Raw genomic sequence first — 15,708 nt, 5'->3', positions numbered from 1 at the left:
GTCAGCGGTTCCCGTAGAGCTTGGCCGGGTGGTCGGCGGGGTTGTACTTCAACGGCGCGTTGAGCTTTTCCTGCACCTGCGTGGTGCTGTCCGGATCCGCGCCCTTGGTGAGTGCGAAGCCCGCCCCCGTCGCCAGTCCGCCTCCGATGATGACGGCGGCGACCACGCCGATGACCGTGCCCACGTGTCACTCCTTCCGCGGCGGGGAACTCCTGCCGCGGCCCAATGTACGCATCGGTAACATGCGGCACAACAGTGCGACGCACAGCAACCCGAGCGCTACTCCGTTCGCCACCAAGGCGGGCGCCCACGCGATCTCCTTCACCGCCGGCACACCCGGGGTCCGGTAGAGCGTCAGCCAGTCACCCGACCACACCTCCGTCGCGCCGTCGAGCAACCGCGTGTCGACCTCGCCGGGTGTCCCGTGTTCGACGAGGATCCAGCCGATACCCGCGTCGGTGAGCTGCCGCGCCGACGTCGCCGCGCGGACGTCCCCGATCCTCGGGTCCTCACCGGCGATGCGTTCGGGACCGACCTGCAGCGCGTCGTCCATCAGCACCGGTTTCGGCAGGACGCGCGGCGCCGGGTCGAGCTGCGTGCGGCCGTCGTTCCAGGCGAAGCCGCGGAACGCCGAAAGCGGCAGCGCCAGCACGTCGCCCGGCCGGTCACCGAGCACTTCGGACACTGCCTGCCAGTCGGGCGGGTACTGCGCGGTGCCGAGCCGTCCCCAGCCGCCCCAGGCGAGGTCCGGCATGGTGAGCAGCGGGAAGACGACCGCCGCGGTCACCAGCGCGGCGCGCCCGCCCGCGGTCCGCAGTTTCGCCGCGGCGACCTCGATGGCCAGCGCGAACCCCAGCGAGAGCGGCAATGCCCACCAGGCCACCCACTTCTGGGCGTCCCGCAGCAGTCCCGCGCCGGGCACGTGCCGCGTCGCGAAGTCCAGCAGCGTCGCCCCGCCCGGCAACGTCGCCAGGGACGCCAGGAGCACCCCCGCGACACCGAGCAGGACAAGAGCGCGGACGGGCGGGGTCCCCCACCGCGCGGCGAGCGGGCGGAACCCGGCGACCGCGATGGCGACGACCACGAGGACGAGCACCGGGATCAACGGCATGCTCCGGCTGCCCGGCACCGTTTCGGCGTTCCAGATCCCCCCGAGGCCGAGCACGCTGAGCAGCGCGGGGCCCCAGCTTTCCGCGCGGGCGCTGAACGCCGCGACACCGGCCGGGTCGGAGAACGTGCCGCCGGTGTTGAGGAACGCCGGGACCAGCCACGGCAGGTTCAGCAGCAGGGAGAGCGCGACCGTTTGCCAGATCCGGCGCGGTCCCGCCGCCACGATCGCGACGGCGGCCGCGAGCACTCCGCCCGGCGGCGTCAGCACGGCCGGGGCGCAGGCGAGCACCAGCCTCGGCAGGGCGTTCGGCTCGTGGTCACGCGCCGACAGTCCCGCCCGGACGATCCACGGCAGGCACGCGTACGTCAGCAGCAGCGGCCAGTGCCCGATGAACAACCGCTCCGCGACGTACGGCGTCCAGGCGTACGCCGTCGCGGCGACGAGCCGGGTGCCGAGGTGTTCGGTCGGGACGAGCCGTCCCGCGCCCTGGGCGGCGAAGAAGATGGCCAGCAGCAAGACGATCTTCTGGACGATGTCTCCGGGCACCACGGTGGTCACGAGCGCGACGACGGCATCGGCGGGGACCGAGCGCGGCAGCACGGCGCCGAGCCCGAAGGCGTCCGGCACAAAATACTGGCGTGGCGCGAAGACCATGTCATAGCTCAGGACGAACCCGCGCCCGAGCAGGGGCGCGCAGACGGCGAACGCCAGCACCGCGGACAGCACGGGGAGCGCGAAGCGTCTGCTCGGTGTGTCCACTGCCCTTCCTTTCCGGTGCGGGCACGGTTATGGTGCCTGGTCATTACCCGCCGGTAACGGGAGCCCGCCGTTGAGCGTAGACACCGAAGTGCCGACGCGGACGGGCAACCGGGTCGCGGCGATCCTCGTCTCGCTCGCGCTCGCGGGCAACAACGCGGGCAGCTACGTGCTGAGCCTGGTGGCCGCGCGGCTCCTCGCGCCCGGCGCGTTCGGGGAGCTGAGCTCGCTGCTGGCGGTGCTGGTGATCGGCGTCGTCCCGGCGATGGGCCTGCAGACGGTGGTCGCGCTGCGCGTCGCCCGCTCGCCGCAGCACACCGGCTCGCTGTTCGCGCTGGGGCTGATGACCAGCGCGATCGTCGCGGCGGCGGCGTTGACGCTCAGCCCGTTGCTGGTGCTCCTGCTGCACCTGGGCTCCCTGGCGCCGGCGTTGCTGCTGACCGCCTCGCTGGGGCCGTTGACGCTGCTCGGGCTGTTCCACGGGCTCCTGCAGGGCGGCCACCGGTTCGCGACGCTGGCCGGCCTGATCGCGCTGGAGGGGGCGGGCAAGGTCGGCGGTTCCCTGGCGGGGCTGCTGGTTTCGGGGTCGACGACGGGCGCGCTGGCCGGCACGGCGATCGGTTCGCTGGCGGTGGTCACGGCGGGCTGGCAGGTCTGCGGCCGCCCGCGTCCCCGCTGGTCCGACCGCCACGGCGCCGAGGTGCTGCACACGGCCCAGGCGATGCTGGCGCTGGTGCTCCTGGTGAACCTGGACCTGGTCCTCGCGCGGCACACGCTCCCGGCGGCGTCGGCCGGCGAGTACGCGCTGGGGGCGATCGTCACGAAGATCGCGTACTGGCTGCCGCAGGCGGTGGGCGTGCTGGTGCTCCCCCGGTTCGCGCTGTCGGCCGGCCGTCGCCGGGTGCTGCCGGTGGCGCTGGCGGTGTGCGCGGCGCTGGACTCGGTGGTGCTGCTGGTTTCCGTGGTGCTGGGCCCGTCGCTGCTGGCGTTTATCGGCGGCGCGAAGTACGCCGGGAGCACGATGCCGGTGTGGCCGTTCGCGCTGGCCGGGTCGATGCTCGCGCTGGTGCAGATCCTGTTGTACGCGCGCCTGGCCGACGGCGACCGCCGCGTGACGGTGCTGATGTGGGCGGCGGTGGCCGTGGAGGCACTGGTGATCACGGCCTGGCTGCACGCGTCGGCGGCGCAGGTGGTGACGGTGGCCGCCTGCTGTGCCGGTGGGCTGGCCGTGGCCGGGGTGGCACTGGAGCTGCGAGCTCGCCGGTCTTCCGCGGCCGTCGTGAGTGGTAATTAGGGTTCTAACCCGAATTACCACTCACGACATCTTTGCGGGTGAACCAGTCCACACAGGTCGACACCATCGCGGCCGCCGCCAGCAGCAGAGCCGCCTGGGTCACCGGCCCGTAGGCCCACTCCTGCCCGTGCCCCAGCACCCGCCCGAACACCGACACCACCACGGCCACGAGCACCCCGCCCAAGGCGATGTACCGCGGCGCCCGCTCCGAGAACTGCCGCGCCAGCAGGCACCCGATCAGCAGCACCACCGGCAGCATCCCGCCCAGCGCTACGAGCAGCCCGATCAGCACCACCGGCACCAGCGACCCGCCCGGAGCCACCGTGAAAACCTTCCGCCGGGCCGGCCAGAACACCCCCACCAGCAGCAAAAGCACCGCCAACGCGCCGATCAGCAACCCCAGCCGGTACGAAGAGTCCGGGCCGAACGACAGGGAGACCACCCCGCCCGCGCCGGCCGGGACGATCCACGCCTGCTGCCAGCCGTCGACCCGGGTGCGGGTCAGCTCACGACCGTCCAAAGTGGCCGTCCAGCCCGCGTTCGCGTTTTCCGGCACCGCCAGCACGGCCTCTTCGCCCGGCGCCACCGTCACCGACCGCGACGCCGCGTCCCACTTGCCCACCTGGACCGCGCGGTGCACCGGTGGCGCCGTGGCCGTCGCCGGGCGCAGCCAGAGGTCCTGGACCACGAACGACTCCGACCGGTCCGTCCGCAGCTCGTGCCCGCCGGCCGGGAGCACGATGCCGCCCTCGGAGTCGCGGCACATCCGCAGCTGAAGCGGCCGGTGCGCGGTGATGTCGGCCAGCGTGCCCTGCACCGACGTCCGGTAGTCGAGGCCGTCCAGGTGGACGTTCGGCCCGGACCCGCACGGCACCGTGAACGCCGGGTCCGGGCCGGGCAGCAGACCGTCCGTTCCGGACAGTGAGAGGTTGCCGATCCCCACCGCCGAGCGGGCCGTGGGATCATCGTCGTCGCCGGGCAGCACGATCTGCAGCTGGTCGGTGTCCAGCGGCTCGAAGCTCGCGGACCCACCCGCGTCGAGCTCCACCGTGCGGTTGCCCGTACGGCCGATCAGCTGCACCTGCCGCGGCACCCGGGCCCCGCTCGACGGCGAAACCCCGATGTGCAGCCCGGAAATCCGCTTCGGCCCGGTCCACCCGAGCGTGAGCGTCGGCCGCAGGTCGGTGATGTCGGGCTGCCACGTCGTGCCCGCGTCGCCGTCCACGGCCGCGAACCCGCCCGCCGCCGGGTCACCGCCGAGCTGCGACGTCGACGCGACCGAAACCCCGGGCAGCTGCACCGGGTTCTTGCCACCCCCGGCGGGCAGCACCGAGCCGCCGACCAGGAACGTCTGCTCGGCCGTGGTGCTGAAGAGCCGCCGGATGCCGTCGGGCTCCTCGCCGTCGCGGGCGGCGGAGGCGTCGCACCGCACCGCGCCGTCGGCGGGCAGGCACGCGTACCGCGGTGACGCGCCGCGCGTGAAGGCGAACCCGGGCGCGGGGCCGGCCGGCAGGTCCGCGGGCACCTCCAGCGCACGCTGCGGCTGGGTGCCGGGAATGGCCAGCTCCGCGATGCCGACGTTGCCGTCCTGCCGCCCGACCACCAGCGACAGCAACGTGATCCGCACCTTGCGCGTGACGCCGGCGGCGACGGAGTAGCTGTGCGCACCCGCGCCGCGGACGACCTGCTGGTCGACCGAGCCGTTGTCGGTCGTGATCCGGACGCGCGTCGCCGGCCAGCCCACCCGGATGTCGTCCACCATCTGCAGGTCCACCGAGGTCACCAGCCGCGGGGTGTCCAGCTCCACCTCGAGCCACTGCCCGATCGGCCCGGTGAACGACGACGAGTGCCACGCCGTGCGCGGGTCGCCGTCGATCGCGGCGAACGGCTGGTGCCCCGGGTCCGAGCCGCCGAAGGCGTCGGCGAACGACGCGGCCGTCGACGCCGTCACCGAGCGGATGCCCCGGTAGGCGGCCACGGTCTGGTGCTCCTGCCCCGGGAACGGCAGCACGTCACCGGCCGCGCGTTGCTGGCGGTAGGCCTCGCCGGCGGTCAGCGTCTGGCTGAGGTTGTCCCGCACCCCGCCGACGTTCCGCTCGGCGCGCCGCAGGCCGTCGGTCACCAGCCGGGGCCCACCCGGCGAGCCGCCGTCACCGGTCAGCACGGTCGGCGTCGCCGGGTCGAGCTGACCGGAGTCGATCAGCGGCAGCAGGTTCTCCGGCCCGCCACTGACCGTCGGGACGTCCTTTGTGGACGTCGCGGTCGCGAGCGGCACCTGCTGCCGCACCTCGTAGACCTCCAGCGGCCCGAACTCGGCCGCCTTGCCGATGCCCGGCGACCCGGCGAGCCCTGCGCGCAGCGTGGCGATCGACGGGGCCGTGGTCCGTTCCCGGTCGATGTCGTTGCGCAGCAACAAGAATCGGTAGCCTGAACGCGCGAGCAGCGCGGCCAGCCCGGGATCACCACGGCCGTCGGCGAGCGCGGCGTCCACGGAGTCCATCAGCCGTGTGTTGCCTTCCGACCCCAGCGGCACCTGGTTGCGAACCGCCCACGGGCTCTTCGCGATCGCCTGCGCGGGCTCGTCGACCGTGCGGCCCCAGTCGTACTCGCCGAACCCGGTGGCCGGCAGCATCAGCGTCCGCGCGTTCGGATCGGCCTTCGCGACGTAGTCCATCGCGTTGTGCCAGTAGGCGGGCACCTCGTCCCAGCCCGGGCCGGACCGCAGGTTCAGCAGCCACGCCGGCGCGGCCATCACCAGCACCAGCAGCAGCCCGAGCGCGGGCCGCAGGAGCCGGCGCGCGGACTTCAGCCGGGCCGGGCTCGAGATGCCGTGCACGAACGCCAGCATCAGCGGCAGCCGCAGCACCGGCTCGAACTTGTGGACGTTGCGCAGCGGGGCCAGCGGCCCGTCGAGCAGGTGCCGGACCTGCTCGGCCAGCGGGCTGTCGAGCGTGCCGACGTACCCGATGGTCAACAGGGTCAGCCCGGTGAGCACACCCAGCACCAGGAACCGCCGCTCGGGCAGGCCGCGCCGGGTCAGGCCGAACAGGCCTACTCCCGCGACGAGCCCGGTCGCGAGCATCAGCACCGGGTTGTCGATCAGCGACCAGCCGCCGGGCCACCACGGCGTGCCCTGCACGACGTAGGCGACCCACTGGTTCGTCCCGCGCAGCACCTCGAACAGCGACATCGGCGCGGTGGTGTTCGTCGCGGACTCGATGTAGTCCAGGAACGGCAGGCTGTACTCACCGAGCAGCAGCAGCGGCAGGATCCACCACAGCGTCGCGCCGAGGACGAACACCGTCCACCACAGGACGAGCCGGACGTGCTCGCGGGTCCACTTCCGCGTCAGCAGCCAGAGCCCCGGCAGGACGAGCGCCATCACCACCATGGCGCCGTTGACCCCGCCCATGCACAGCACGGCCAAGGCGGACAGCCCGGCCGCGCGCCGCGGCGAGCCGGTCCGCCCCGCCCGCACCAGCGGCACCAGCACCCACGGCAGCAGCACGGCGGGCAGCATTTCCGCGGACAGACCACCGATTTCGGTCAGCATGCGCGGCGCGAGCGCGTACCCGAGCGCGCCGATCAGCCGCGTGCGCTCGGTGCCGATCTTCATCGCGCGCGCGAGCAGCAGCGCCCCGCCGAACGCGGCCGACAGCAGGATCGCGCCCCACAGCCGTTGCGCGATCCACGCGGGCATCCCCGCGGCCTGGCACAGCGCGAAGAACGGGCCCATCGGGAACAGGTAGCCGTACGCCTGGTTCTGCAGCTCGCCGGCGGTGGCCTCGGGGTTCCACAGGTGCAGCGCGCGGCCGAGGAACGCGAGCGGGTCGACGGCGAGGTCGAGCTTCGTGTCGAACGTCGTCTTCCCCGGCATCTGCAGGAACGACAACGTGGTCAGCGCCAGCACGATCCACGTGCTCGGGCGGCGGAGGAACGCGCCCACCGAGAACTTCCGGGCGCCGCCGGAGGGCGGGGCGTCGTCCCGGGCTCGTTCGCGGGTGGCGGTTACCATCCGGTAGATACTAGGCCGAAACCTGGCTACCATGTGCCGACGATTTTCCGAGTCCCCCGAACTCCTGGCAGGTGCGCCATCTCGTTCGAAGACGCCTGGGCTCTGGCCGAGCCGGTCAAGGGCTGGATGACGCGCGCGCAGGGCGAAGCGCTCTGGCACGCCGCGTGCCGGCTGGAGAAGGGTGACGTGGTCCTGGAAATCGGCAGCCACCAGGGCAGATCCACGATCGTGCTGGGCGCCGCCGCCCGCACGGTGGGGGCCACGGTGATCGCCGTCGACCCGTTCGTCGACGGCCGGCTCTTCGGCGGATCGCCGACGCGGCAACTGTTCGAGCGCAACATCCACCGGGCCGGGCTGGACGACGTCGTCGAGCTCGTCGCCGGTTACAGCACGGCACTGCGTCCTGACTGGGACCGGCCCTTACAGCTGCTTTACATCGACGGCAAGCACGACTACTGGACCTACACCGATGACCTGCGCTGGTCGGCGCACCTGCCGCCGGGCGCGGAAATCCTGGTCCACGACTGTTTCTCCTCCATCGGCGTCACGCTCGGCACGGTCGTGAAAGTCCTCTTCGGACGGCGCTACACCTATGTGGACCGGGCGACGTCGCTGGCGCGCTTCCGGCTTTCGCCGCCGTCCGCTGCGGACCGGCTGCGGGTGCTCGCACAGCTGCCGTGGTTCGTGCGCAACGTCGGCATCAAGGTGCTGCTGCGCCTGCGGTTGCGGCCGCTGGCTTGGTTGTTCGGCCACGACAGCCCGTACGACCCGTACTGATGTCGTGAGTGGTAATTCGGGTTCTAACCCTAATTATCACTCACGACGGGTTTCCCGACCTCCACCTTCGCGACGCACACCGGCGCGCCCGCGCTCGACAGCCGCAGGTCGAGGTGGTCGAACAGGCCGTCCACCGGCAGGTAGAGCGAGTGCAGGCCGGCCTGGAACCAGACCGGGGTCCGGTCCACCAGGCCTTCCCCACCGTCCGAAGTGTAGTAATCGAGCTTCAGCAGGTACCGGCCGAGCACCGGGGTGTCCAGCGCGACGCGCGCCGTCGCCTCGCCCACCGCCGTCCCGCAGTTCGGCACCGGGCCCGCCACCCCGCGGGAAACCGGTTCCACACCGGTGATCCGGTGCGGGGTGCCGGTCGCGTCGAGCTGGTGCATCCGGCTTGTCGGCTGGTCGAAGTGCGTGCCGGGCAGCAGGCCGACCACCCGGGACGCGCGCGAGTCCGCGCCGAACCACTCGTGGACCACGTCGGAGGGCACAAAAGTGTCGTAGAAGACCAGATCCGGGTCCGCGGCGACGGCCGCGCGCACGTTGGCGACGTACTGTCCCGAATGCTCGAACCGCAACGGCGGGGAAAGCCGCAGGAACCCCACGGCGGAGCCGGCGAGCAAAAGCACGCACACCACTACCGCGATCGGCCGTTCACGCTTTCCGCCGGACGGCGCAACTTCGCCGCGGGGCAGGAAAGCGAACCCTCCACAAAGGGCGGCCGCCAGCACCAGATCGGCGACGTACCGGGGATCGTCGCCCGCGGCCGGCCCGACCTCCTTCAGCCGGGTCAACGCGAGGAGCCCGACGTCCACCGCGAACAGCGCGCCGAACAGCAGCCACGCGCCCCCCGCGCGCCGCCCGCCGGCCCGCACGCCCGCGACGACCAGGGCCAGCGCGGCCGCGATCAGCAGCACCACCACCACGAACGGCGACGGCGCCCAGGTCGCGCCCGGGCCGGGGCCGGACCACGGCCCGCCCGCGAGGCCCGGCAGCAGCGTGTCCCCGACCATCCGGCCGGTCAGGTCGGCGACCGTCCCGGCCGACAGCGGCGACGCGCCCGAGCCGACCTGGCTCGACGTCAACGCGAAGAAGACCGCGACGAACGCCACCAGCAGGACGGCGTGGCCGAGCCAGTAGCGGGCCCGCTCCCGGAAGGACTGTCCCAGCCGGACGGTGACCCCGGCCAGCAGCAGCGGGATCACCGCGGCCTTCTCGTAGAACGCCAGCCCGAAGAGCGTCCAGGCGAAGGCGCCGACCCACCACCGGCCGCCGTCGGCGAGGTAGCGGACGTGGGCGTGCAGCGCCCCGGCGGCGGCGAGCACCACGGGCACCAGCTGGACGCCGAACGACCACCACAGCGTCGGGACCAGCAGCAGCGTCGAGGCGCTGAACACGGTGAACGGCACCAGGATCGCCCACCGGGCGCCGAAGCACCGCACCAGCAGGCACCAGAAGAACACCGCGGCGAGCGCCCGCATCAGCAGCAGCGGCACCATCAGCACGGCGAAGTTCAGCGGCGCCCAGGCCGTCAGCACCGCGGCGAGGAAGAACCCGCCCGGCTGCAGGTGCCCGTGGTAGTCCTGGAAGAGGAACCCGAGGTCGAACGGCCCGGCCGCGGCGGCCCGGTAGGTGACGACGAAGTCGTCCTGGGCGAAACTCCCGTGCAGCGCGGCCCACGCGTGCAGGGCGAACGGGACCGCGCCCGCGACGAACGCCACGAGCACCAGCGCGGACGGTCTTCGGCGGGCCCGTGCCGCGGGCTTTTCGGTCTCCAGCAACACGGGATCCTCAATTCTTGCAGGCGGGCGGCTGGCACATGAGCTTGCTCAGCGCCTGGTAGAAGACGTCGGAGATCTTGCGCGGGTCGGGCGTGGTGAAGGACTCGCCGCCGGTCGCGGCCGAAACCTGCTTGAGCTCGCCCGCGTCGATGTCGGGGCCGATGCCGATCCCGATGACCGACAACGGTTTCCGCGGGTCCTGCAGCCGGCCGAGCTCGGCGAGCAGGCCGGGCAGCCCGATCGAGTCGCCGTCCTCGTTGCGGCCGTCGGTGAGCACGACGACCACGTTGATCCGGCCGAGCTGCCAGCTCTGCCGGGCGTTCTGGTACGCGGCGAGGATCGAGTCGTACAGCCCGGTCGCGCCGCCGGGCTTGGGCTTGACCGCCTGCAGCGTCGCCAGGCCGCCCTTGGCGAGCTGGTCGGCGATCGAGCGCATCGGCAGCAGTTCCTTGTAGTCCTTGTCGCCGTCGAGCCGGGTGGAGAACAGCCACAGGCCGAGCTCGGTCGTCGGCTTGAACAGCCCGAGCCCCTGCGTCGCGGCTTCCAGCGTGAGCGCCATCCGGCTGCGGCCGGTGCCGGGCACGGTGGCGGCCATCGAGCCGGAGACGTCGAGCAGGACCTGGACCCGTGCGCTGAGGTTCGCCCCGGCCCAGGCCTGGAGCACGCCGTACATCGCCTCGGGCGCGGGTGGCCCGCCCGGGCGCGGCGCGGCGTTCGTGCGCGTGTCGGCCGGCCGGTCGCCGAGCAGCTGCCCGGCCGGCGTGCGGAACCCGGCGTCGCCGAACGTCTTCGTGGCGGTCTGGTCGAGCAGCAGCCGCAGGAACCGTTCGGCCGCCGACCGGGAGGCTTCCGACGCGCGCGGCAGCACGACGTACGGGTAGTCGAAGCTCGGCACCCCGGCCGCCGGGTACGCGGCGACGAGCTTGCGGGCCAGCACGGACTGTTCCGACGCCGGCGACGCGGTGTAGGGCGCCTTCACGGCCGAAAGCTTGCGGATCTCCTCGGTGAACGCGGCGGCCGGGTCGGGCGCGTCCTTCGTCAGCTGCTGCAGGCCGATCAGCGCGGCGATCCCGGCCGGGTCGCGCCCCGGGTCGGGCAACCCGACCGCGCCTCCCGCGAGGACGTCCGACCAGGACGGTGCCTTTCCCGGCCAGCCGGCCTGCTTCGCGACGTCGTCGGTCAGCGCCAGCACCACCGGCGAGCTCGCCACGGACTGGCCGGTCTCCGGCAGGTTCCACGCGCCGCCGTCGCGGGCCTGCAGCAGCCAGGTGCTCGACTCGGGCACCCAGACGTCGGGACCGTTCGCGCCGTTGGCTTCCAGCGCCGCCGCGGTGGCCGGCGACGCGCTCGCCGTGACCTCGACGCGGTAGCAGTCCCGCTCCGGTGTGGACCGCGCGAGCGTGGTCAGCACCGGCGCGATGTCGGGCGCGGCCGTGATGCGCACCGGCGTTGTGGTGTCACAGCCGCCGGACGCGAGCCGGTCGCGCAGGTAGTCGACGCCGGCCCAGGCCAGCAGCGCGAGCACGAGCAGCACGCTCAGGACGACGACCCGCGCGTCGAAGCGCCGGGACCGCGCCGGGGGTGCCGCCATGCACGTGCCTTCCGTCGGTGAAGTGCTGGCAGCTTGCCAGCCGGGTGAGCGGGAAGCCAGTACCGCGGGCGAAAGGTGACCGTGGGTGTGTGTGCCGGTGGTGAAGGAATTGCGCGGTGCGGCCGTTTTGGTGATTGACAGGAACTGCGTAACGTTTCCCGCTTGACGCCCGTCCCACGTGGGTAACAGCACGATGGCGGATCGCAGGACGATTTCGCCGTGCCCGCAAGCGGCGAATGGCACCGAACGGAGACCGAACCCGTGCGCACGATGTACGACGCGGTCACGGCCGCGAACATCCCCGGCGACGCCCAGATGGTGGCGGGATACATCGACAAGATCAAACTGGAACCCTGGTCGGCCTCGGACTGGGCGCGCTTCCCCCGCGCCGTCAAGGTCACCATCGTCAAGAAGGCCGGCACGAACGACGGCCACGTCCTCGACGTCGAACCCGGTGACGCCACACCGGGCGAGGCGCCGGGCTGGGTCCGGATGCGCCGCGCGGCCGGCGCGGACCCGACCATCTACTGCAGCCTGTCGACCTGGCCCGCGGTGCGGTCGGCGTTCTCGTCCGCCGGCGTGGCCGAGCCGCACTACTGGATCGCCCACTACAACGGCGATCCGGCCATCCCCGACGGCGCGGTGGCCAAGCAGTACCGCGGGAACGTCGCCCCGGGCTACGACGTCTCGTCGGTCGTCGACTACTGGCCCGGAGTGGACGGCATCGGATCCGCCTCGACCGGAGTGGAGATCATGGAGCGCATCACCGTCACCCCGCCCAACGCCGAGCAGAACACCGTGCGGGTCTTCCTGTCCGGCAGCCCCGGCGCGGCGGTCATCATCCGGCCCCGGCTCGGCGGCGACGGCTTCTCGAAGCCGATGTGGGTCGGCGACATCTTCGCCTGGGGCAACGACCGCCAGGGTGTCGGCCACAACCCGACGCAGACGCCGGGGTACAACAACAAGCTGACGTCCCACCGCCGCTACGACCTGCCGGGCGCGGTGTGGGCCGACATCAACTACAGCTCCGGCGACCCCTTCGAAGTCGACATCGTCGGCTGACGCCCCAAGGCCACATTGGGGCGCTCGGTGGCATCGGCTCAGGCGGGCGGCAACGCGCGGCACAGCGCGTCGACGGCCGCGGCGTAGGCGGGTTCGGACGGCGTCGCGTACCCGACCACCAGTCCGTCCGATGTGGACATCGTGGCGGCCGGGTGCCGGAAGGCGGCCAGGCCGTCCAGCGCGAGTCCCTGCCACGCCGCGGCCTTGACCGCGGACTTCTCCGTGCCCGGCGGCAGGCGCAGCACCGCGTGCAGCCCGGCGGCGACGCCGGTGGGCACGACGTGCGGCGCCCGTTCGGCGAGCGCCTCGACCAGGACGTCCCGGCGGCGCCGGTAGCGCTGCCGCATGCGCCGGATGTGCTTGTCGTAGCTGCCCGCGGTGATGAACTCGGCGAGCGTGAGCTGGTCGAGCACCCCCGCCCACGCCTCGCGCTCCCCCTTCACCGCCAGCACGGCGTCGACGAGGTGCTCCGGCAGCACGAGCCACCCGAGCCGCAGCGCCGGTGACAGGCTCTTGCTGACCGAACCGGCGTAGACGACGTGCTCGGGGTCGAGGCCCTGGACCGCGCCGACCGGCTTGCGGTCGTACCGGAACTCGCCGTCGTAGTCGTCCTCGACGAGCACCCCGCCGGACGCGCGGACGTGCCCGACCACCGCCGTGCGGCGGTCGTGGTGCAACGGGCCGCCGGTCGGGAACTGGTGCGCGGGTGTCAGCAGCACGTTCGCGACGGCCAGGTCCTCGACGCGCGCGCCCTTTTCGTCCAGGGCCAGGGGAAGCGTCTCGACACCGGCCGCGGCGAAGATCGAGCGGTGGAACGCCAGGCCGTACGACTCGACTGCGAGCGGGCCTGGCAGCACCGCCGGGAACAGCAGCCGCAACGCGTGCGCGAAGCCCGAGCAGACGACGATCCGTTCCGGTGACGTCCGCACCCCGCGGGCGCGCGCGAGGTATCCGGCCAGCGCCTCCCGCAGTTCGGGACGGCCGCGCGGGTCACCGGGGCCGAAGGCGTCGTGCGGGGCGACGTTCAGCGCCCGGCGCGCGGCGGCGAGCCAGCCGGCCCGCGGGAACGTCGTCGCGTCCGGCTGGCCCTGCCGCAGGTTGTGCCGCGGCTTCGGCGGCCCCGGCGCCTTCTTCGGGGTCCGCGACCGGGGCAGCGGCTCGGCCCGCTCGGCGACCCGCGTGCCGGAACCCTGGACGGCGGTGAGCCAGCCCTCGGCAACCAGCTCGGCGTAGGCGTCGGCGACGGTATTGCGGGCCACGCCGAGGTCGACGGCCAGGGCGCGGTACGGCGGGAGCCGGGTGCCCGGGGCGAGCCGTCCGGTGCGGACGGCGTCCCGCAACGCGGTGATGAGCGCGGCCCGCCTGCCGCCGGAGCCGGTCAGCTCGAGGTGCAGGTCGACTCCGGAATTGACCCACGAATCTGCCACGGAAATGCACCCTATACGGAGGTCAACCGAGCCCTAGATTTCTGGTCATGACGAACCGAGTGAACTTCGCCAAGACCGCCCCGAAGGCCTTCAAGGCCCTGATCGGCTTCGACGCCGCCGCCCGCGCCGGGCTCGACCCCGCGCTCGTCGAGCTGGTCCAGATCCGCGCGTCGCAGCTCAACCGCTGCGCCTACTGCCTCCACATGCACACCTCGGACGCCCGCAAGGCCGGCGAGAGCGAGGAGCGGCTGCACATGGTGGCCGTGTGGCACGAGGCCACGAGCTTCTTCAGCGAGAAGGAGCAGGCCGCGCTGGCCCTCACCGAAGCCGTCACGCTGATCTCCACCGGCGGTGTCCCGGACGACGTCTACGCCCGCGCCGCCGGCCGGTTCGGCGAGGAAGAGCTCGCCCAGCTGCTCGCGCTGATCTTCACGATCAACACGTGGAACCGCATCGCCATCACCACGGCGAAGGTGCCGGGCACGGACGAGCGGGTGACCCGGTGACCCGCCGTCCGGGCGCGGTGCTGGCGCTGCTGGCGTTCGCGCAGCTGATCATCTCCCTCGACTACAACATCGTGTACGTGGCCCTGCCGGACATCGGCCGCGAACTCGGCTTCTCCGCGCAAAGCCTGCAGTGGGTGGTGAGCGCGTACGCCGTGGCGTTCGGCGGGTTCCTCCTGCTCGGCGGGCGGGCCTGCGACCTGTTCGGCTCGCGGCGGGTGTTCGCGCTGGGCTGCGCGCTCTACGCCGGCTCGTCGCTGGCCGGCGGGCTGGCCGCCGACCCGGGCCTGCTCGTCGGGGCCCGGGCCGGGCAGGGCCTCGGCGGGGCGCTGTTGTTCCCCGCGACGCTGACGCTGGTCAGCACCAGTTTTGCGGCGGGCCGCGAGCGCAACCGCGCGTTCGCGGTCTGGGGCACCGCCGGTGGCAGCGGCATGATCCTCGGCTCCCTGCTGGGCGGGGTGCTGACGCAGGCGTTCGGCTGGGCGGCGGTGTTTTTCGTGAATGTCCCGCTGGCCGCGGTGGCCGCCGTGCTCGCTTTCCCGCTGCTGGCCGGGGATCCCGCCCGGGAGCCGGGACGCCGGTTCGACCTCGGCGGCGCGCTGACCGCGACCCTCGGCACGACCCTGCTGGTGTTCGCGCTGGTGGAAGGCCCGGAGCTGGGCTGGACGTCGGCCGTGGTCCTGGTGGCCGCGGCGGCGGGTGTGACGCTCCTGGCCGCGTTCGCCGTGATCGAACGCCGGGGCCTCGACCCGCTGCTGCCCCTGCGGCTGCTGCGGGAGCGCAACCTCGGCACCGGCGTGGTCGTGACGTTCCTCTACATGGGCACGTTCGGCACGCTGCTGTACTTCCTGACGCAGTACTTCCAGGGTGTGCACGGCTACGGCGCGCTGGCGACCGGGCTCGCGTTCGGCGTCCCGATGGTCGCGATCGCGGCGGGTTCGCAGGCCGCGGGCCGGCTGGCCACCCGCTACGGCACCCGGCCGACGCTGGTGGTGAGCCTGGTCGTCGGCGGCGCCGGTGCGGTGGCGCTCGGGCTGTCGATGACCGCGGACGCGTCCTACCTGGGGCTGGTCCCGGCGCTGGTTGTCCTGGGGCTGGGCCAGGGCGCGGGGTACACGCTGATGTTCGGCGCCGCGGCGGCGGGCATCCCCGCGCGGGAACAGGGCATCGCGTCCGGCGTCGCCTCGACCGCGCAGCAGGTCGGCGGTTCGGTGGGCCTGGCGGTGTTCGTCGCGGTGGCCAACTCGGAGACGTCCATAGTGGACGGTCTCCGCACGGCGGTTCTGCTGGCCGCGGCCGGAATCGCGCTGACGGCGTTGGCGGCCCTGCGCTTCAGCCGCCCCCGCCAGCTCACCCCGGCCCCGGCCCCGGCCCGAACGTAGTGAATGACTCAT

Annotated in this window: 11 protein-coding genes; 5 read left to right on the top strand and 6 right to left on the bottom strand. The window is 72.9% G+C overall.

Features of this window, described 5'->3' with window-relative positions; all coding sequences use genetic code 11:
* Position 1: 1 nt before the first annotated feature.
* Both ACZ63E_RS15780 and ACZ63E_RS15775 read right to left on the bottom strand, forming a co-directional pair.
* Positions 2 to 184: a hypothetical protein gene (locus ACZ63E_RS15780; protein ID WP_465336623.1), complete on the bottom strand. Its 183-nt coding sequence runs from the start codon at positions 182 to 184 to the stop codon at positions 2 to 4.
* A gap of 3 nt (positions 185 to 187) precedes the next feature.
* Positions 188 to 1,870 carry an MmpA family trehalose lipid delivery protein gene (locus tag ACZ63E_RS15775; protein ID WP_465336622.1) on the bottom strand — a complete coding sequence of 561 codons (1,683 nt, stop codon included), beginning with the start codon at positions 1,868 to 1,870 and terminating at the stop codon, positions 188 to 190.
* A gap of 70 nt (positions 1,871 to 1,940) precedes the next feature.
* On the opposite strand from ACZ63E_RS15775, the gene ACZ63E_RS15770 reads away from it, so the two are divergent.
* Complete coding sequence (locus ACZ63E_RS15770) at positions 1,941 to 3,161, top strand: lipopolysaccharide biosynthesis protein (protein WP_465336621.1); 1,221 nt, start codon at positions 1,941 to 1,943, stop codon at positions 3,159 to 3,161.
* 4 nt (positions 3,162 to 3,165) lie between these two features.
* Here the strand turns inward: ACZ63E_RS15770 and ACZ63E_RS15765 are convergent, their stop codons facing one another.
* Positions 3,166 to 7,176 (bottom strand): alpha-(1->3)-arabinofuranosyltransferase, encoded by a 4,011-nt coding sequence (locus ACZ63E_RS15765; protein WP_465336620.1) that lies wholly within the window; start codon positions 7,174 to 7,176, stop codon positions 3,166 to 3,168.
* 126 nt (positions 7,177 to 7,302) lie between these two features.
* Between ACZ63E_RS15765 and ACZ63E_RS15760 the strand changes: the two genes are divergently transcribed.
* Positions 7,303 to 7,953, top strand: coding sequence for a class I SAM-dependent methyltransferase (locus tag ACZ63E_RS15760; RefSeq protein WP_465336619.1), 651 nt, complete (start codon positions 7,303 to 7,305; stop codon positions 7,951 to 7,953).
* A 29-nt stretch (positions 7,954 to 7,982) separates the two neighbouring features.
* Here ACZ63E_RS15760 and ACZ63E_RS15755 read toward each other — a convergent pair whose 3' ends face one another.
* Complete coding sequence (locus ACZ63E_RS15755; RefSeq protein WP_465336618.1) at positions 7,983 to 9,731, bottom strand: hypothetical protein; 1,749 nt, start codon at positions 9,729 to 9,731, stop codon at positions 7,983 to 7,985.
* Between the two features lie 10 nt (positions 9,732 to 9,741).
* Positions 9,742 to 11,322 carry a substrate-binding and VWA domain-containing protein gene (locus ACZ63E_RS15750; RefSeq protein WP_465336617.1) on the bottom strand — a complete coding sequence of 527 codons (1,581 nt, stop codon included), beginning with the start codon at positions 11,320 to 11,322 and terminating at the stop codon, positions 9,742 to 9,744.
* A 261-nt stretch (positions 11,323 to 11,583) separates the two neighbouring features.
* Here ACZ63E_RS15750 and ACZ63E_RS15745 point away from each other — a divergent pair, with 261 nt between their 5' ends.
* On the top strand, positions 11,584 to 12,384 hold the full coding sequence (locus ACZ63E_RS15745) for a hypothetical protein (RefSeq protein WP_465336616.1): 801 nt from the start codon (positions 11,584 to 11,586) through the stop codon (positions 12,382 to 12,384).
* Between the two features lie 38 nt (positions 12,385 to 12,422).
* Here ACZ63E_RS15745 and pdxR read toward each other — a convergent pair whose 3' ends face one another.
* Entirely contained in the window at positions 12,423 to 13,811 is a 1,389-nt protein-coding gene (pdxR, locus tag ACZ63E_RS15740; RefSeq protein WP_465336615.1) for a MocR-like pyridoxine biosynthesis transcription factor PdxR, read from the bottom strand.
* Between the two features lie 47 nt (positions 13,812 to 13,858).
* On the opposite strand from pdxR, the gene ACZ63E_RS15735 reads away from it, so the two are divergent.
* Both ACZ63E_RS15735 and ACZ63E_RS15730 read left to right on the top strand, forming a co-directional pair.
* The gene (locus ACZ63E_RS15735; protein ID WP_465336614.1) at positions 13,859 to 14,317 is read left to right on the top strand and encodes a carboxymuconolactone decarboxylase family protein; all 459 of its coding nucleotides are present in this window, start codon (positions 13,859 to 13,861) and stop codon (positions 14,315 to 14,317) included.
* Positions 14,314 to 15,696: an MFS transporter gene (locus ACZ63E_RS15730; RefSeq protein ID WP_465336613.1), complete on the top strand. Its 1,383-nt coding sequence runs from the start codon at positions 14,314 to 14,316 to the stop codon at positions 15,694 to 15,696. The genes ACZ63E_RS15735 and ACZ63E_RS15730 overlap by 4 nt, the downstream gene beginning before the upstream one ends.
* Positions 15,697 to 15,708: the final 12 nt, after the last annotated feature.

The sequence above is a fragment of the Amycolatopsis sp. NPDC104819 genome (genome assembly GCF_055583145.1).
The sequence above is the reverse complement of the archived record's forward strand: the minus strand, read 5'-3'. Positions and strand labels throughout refer to the sequence as shown.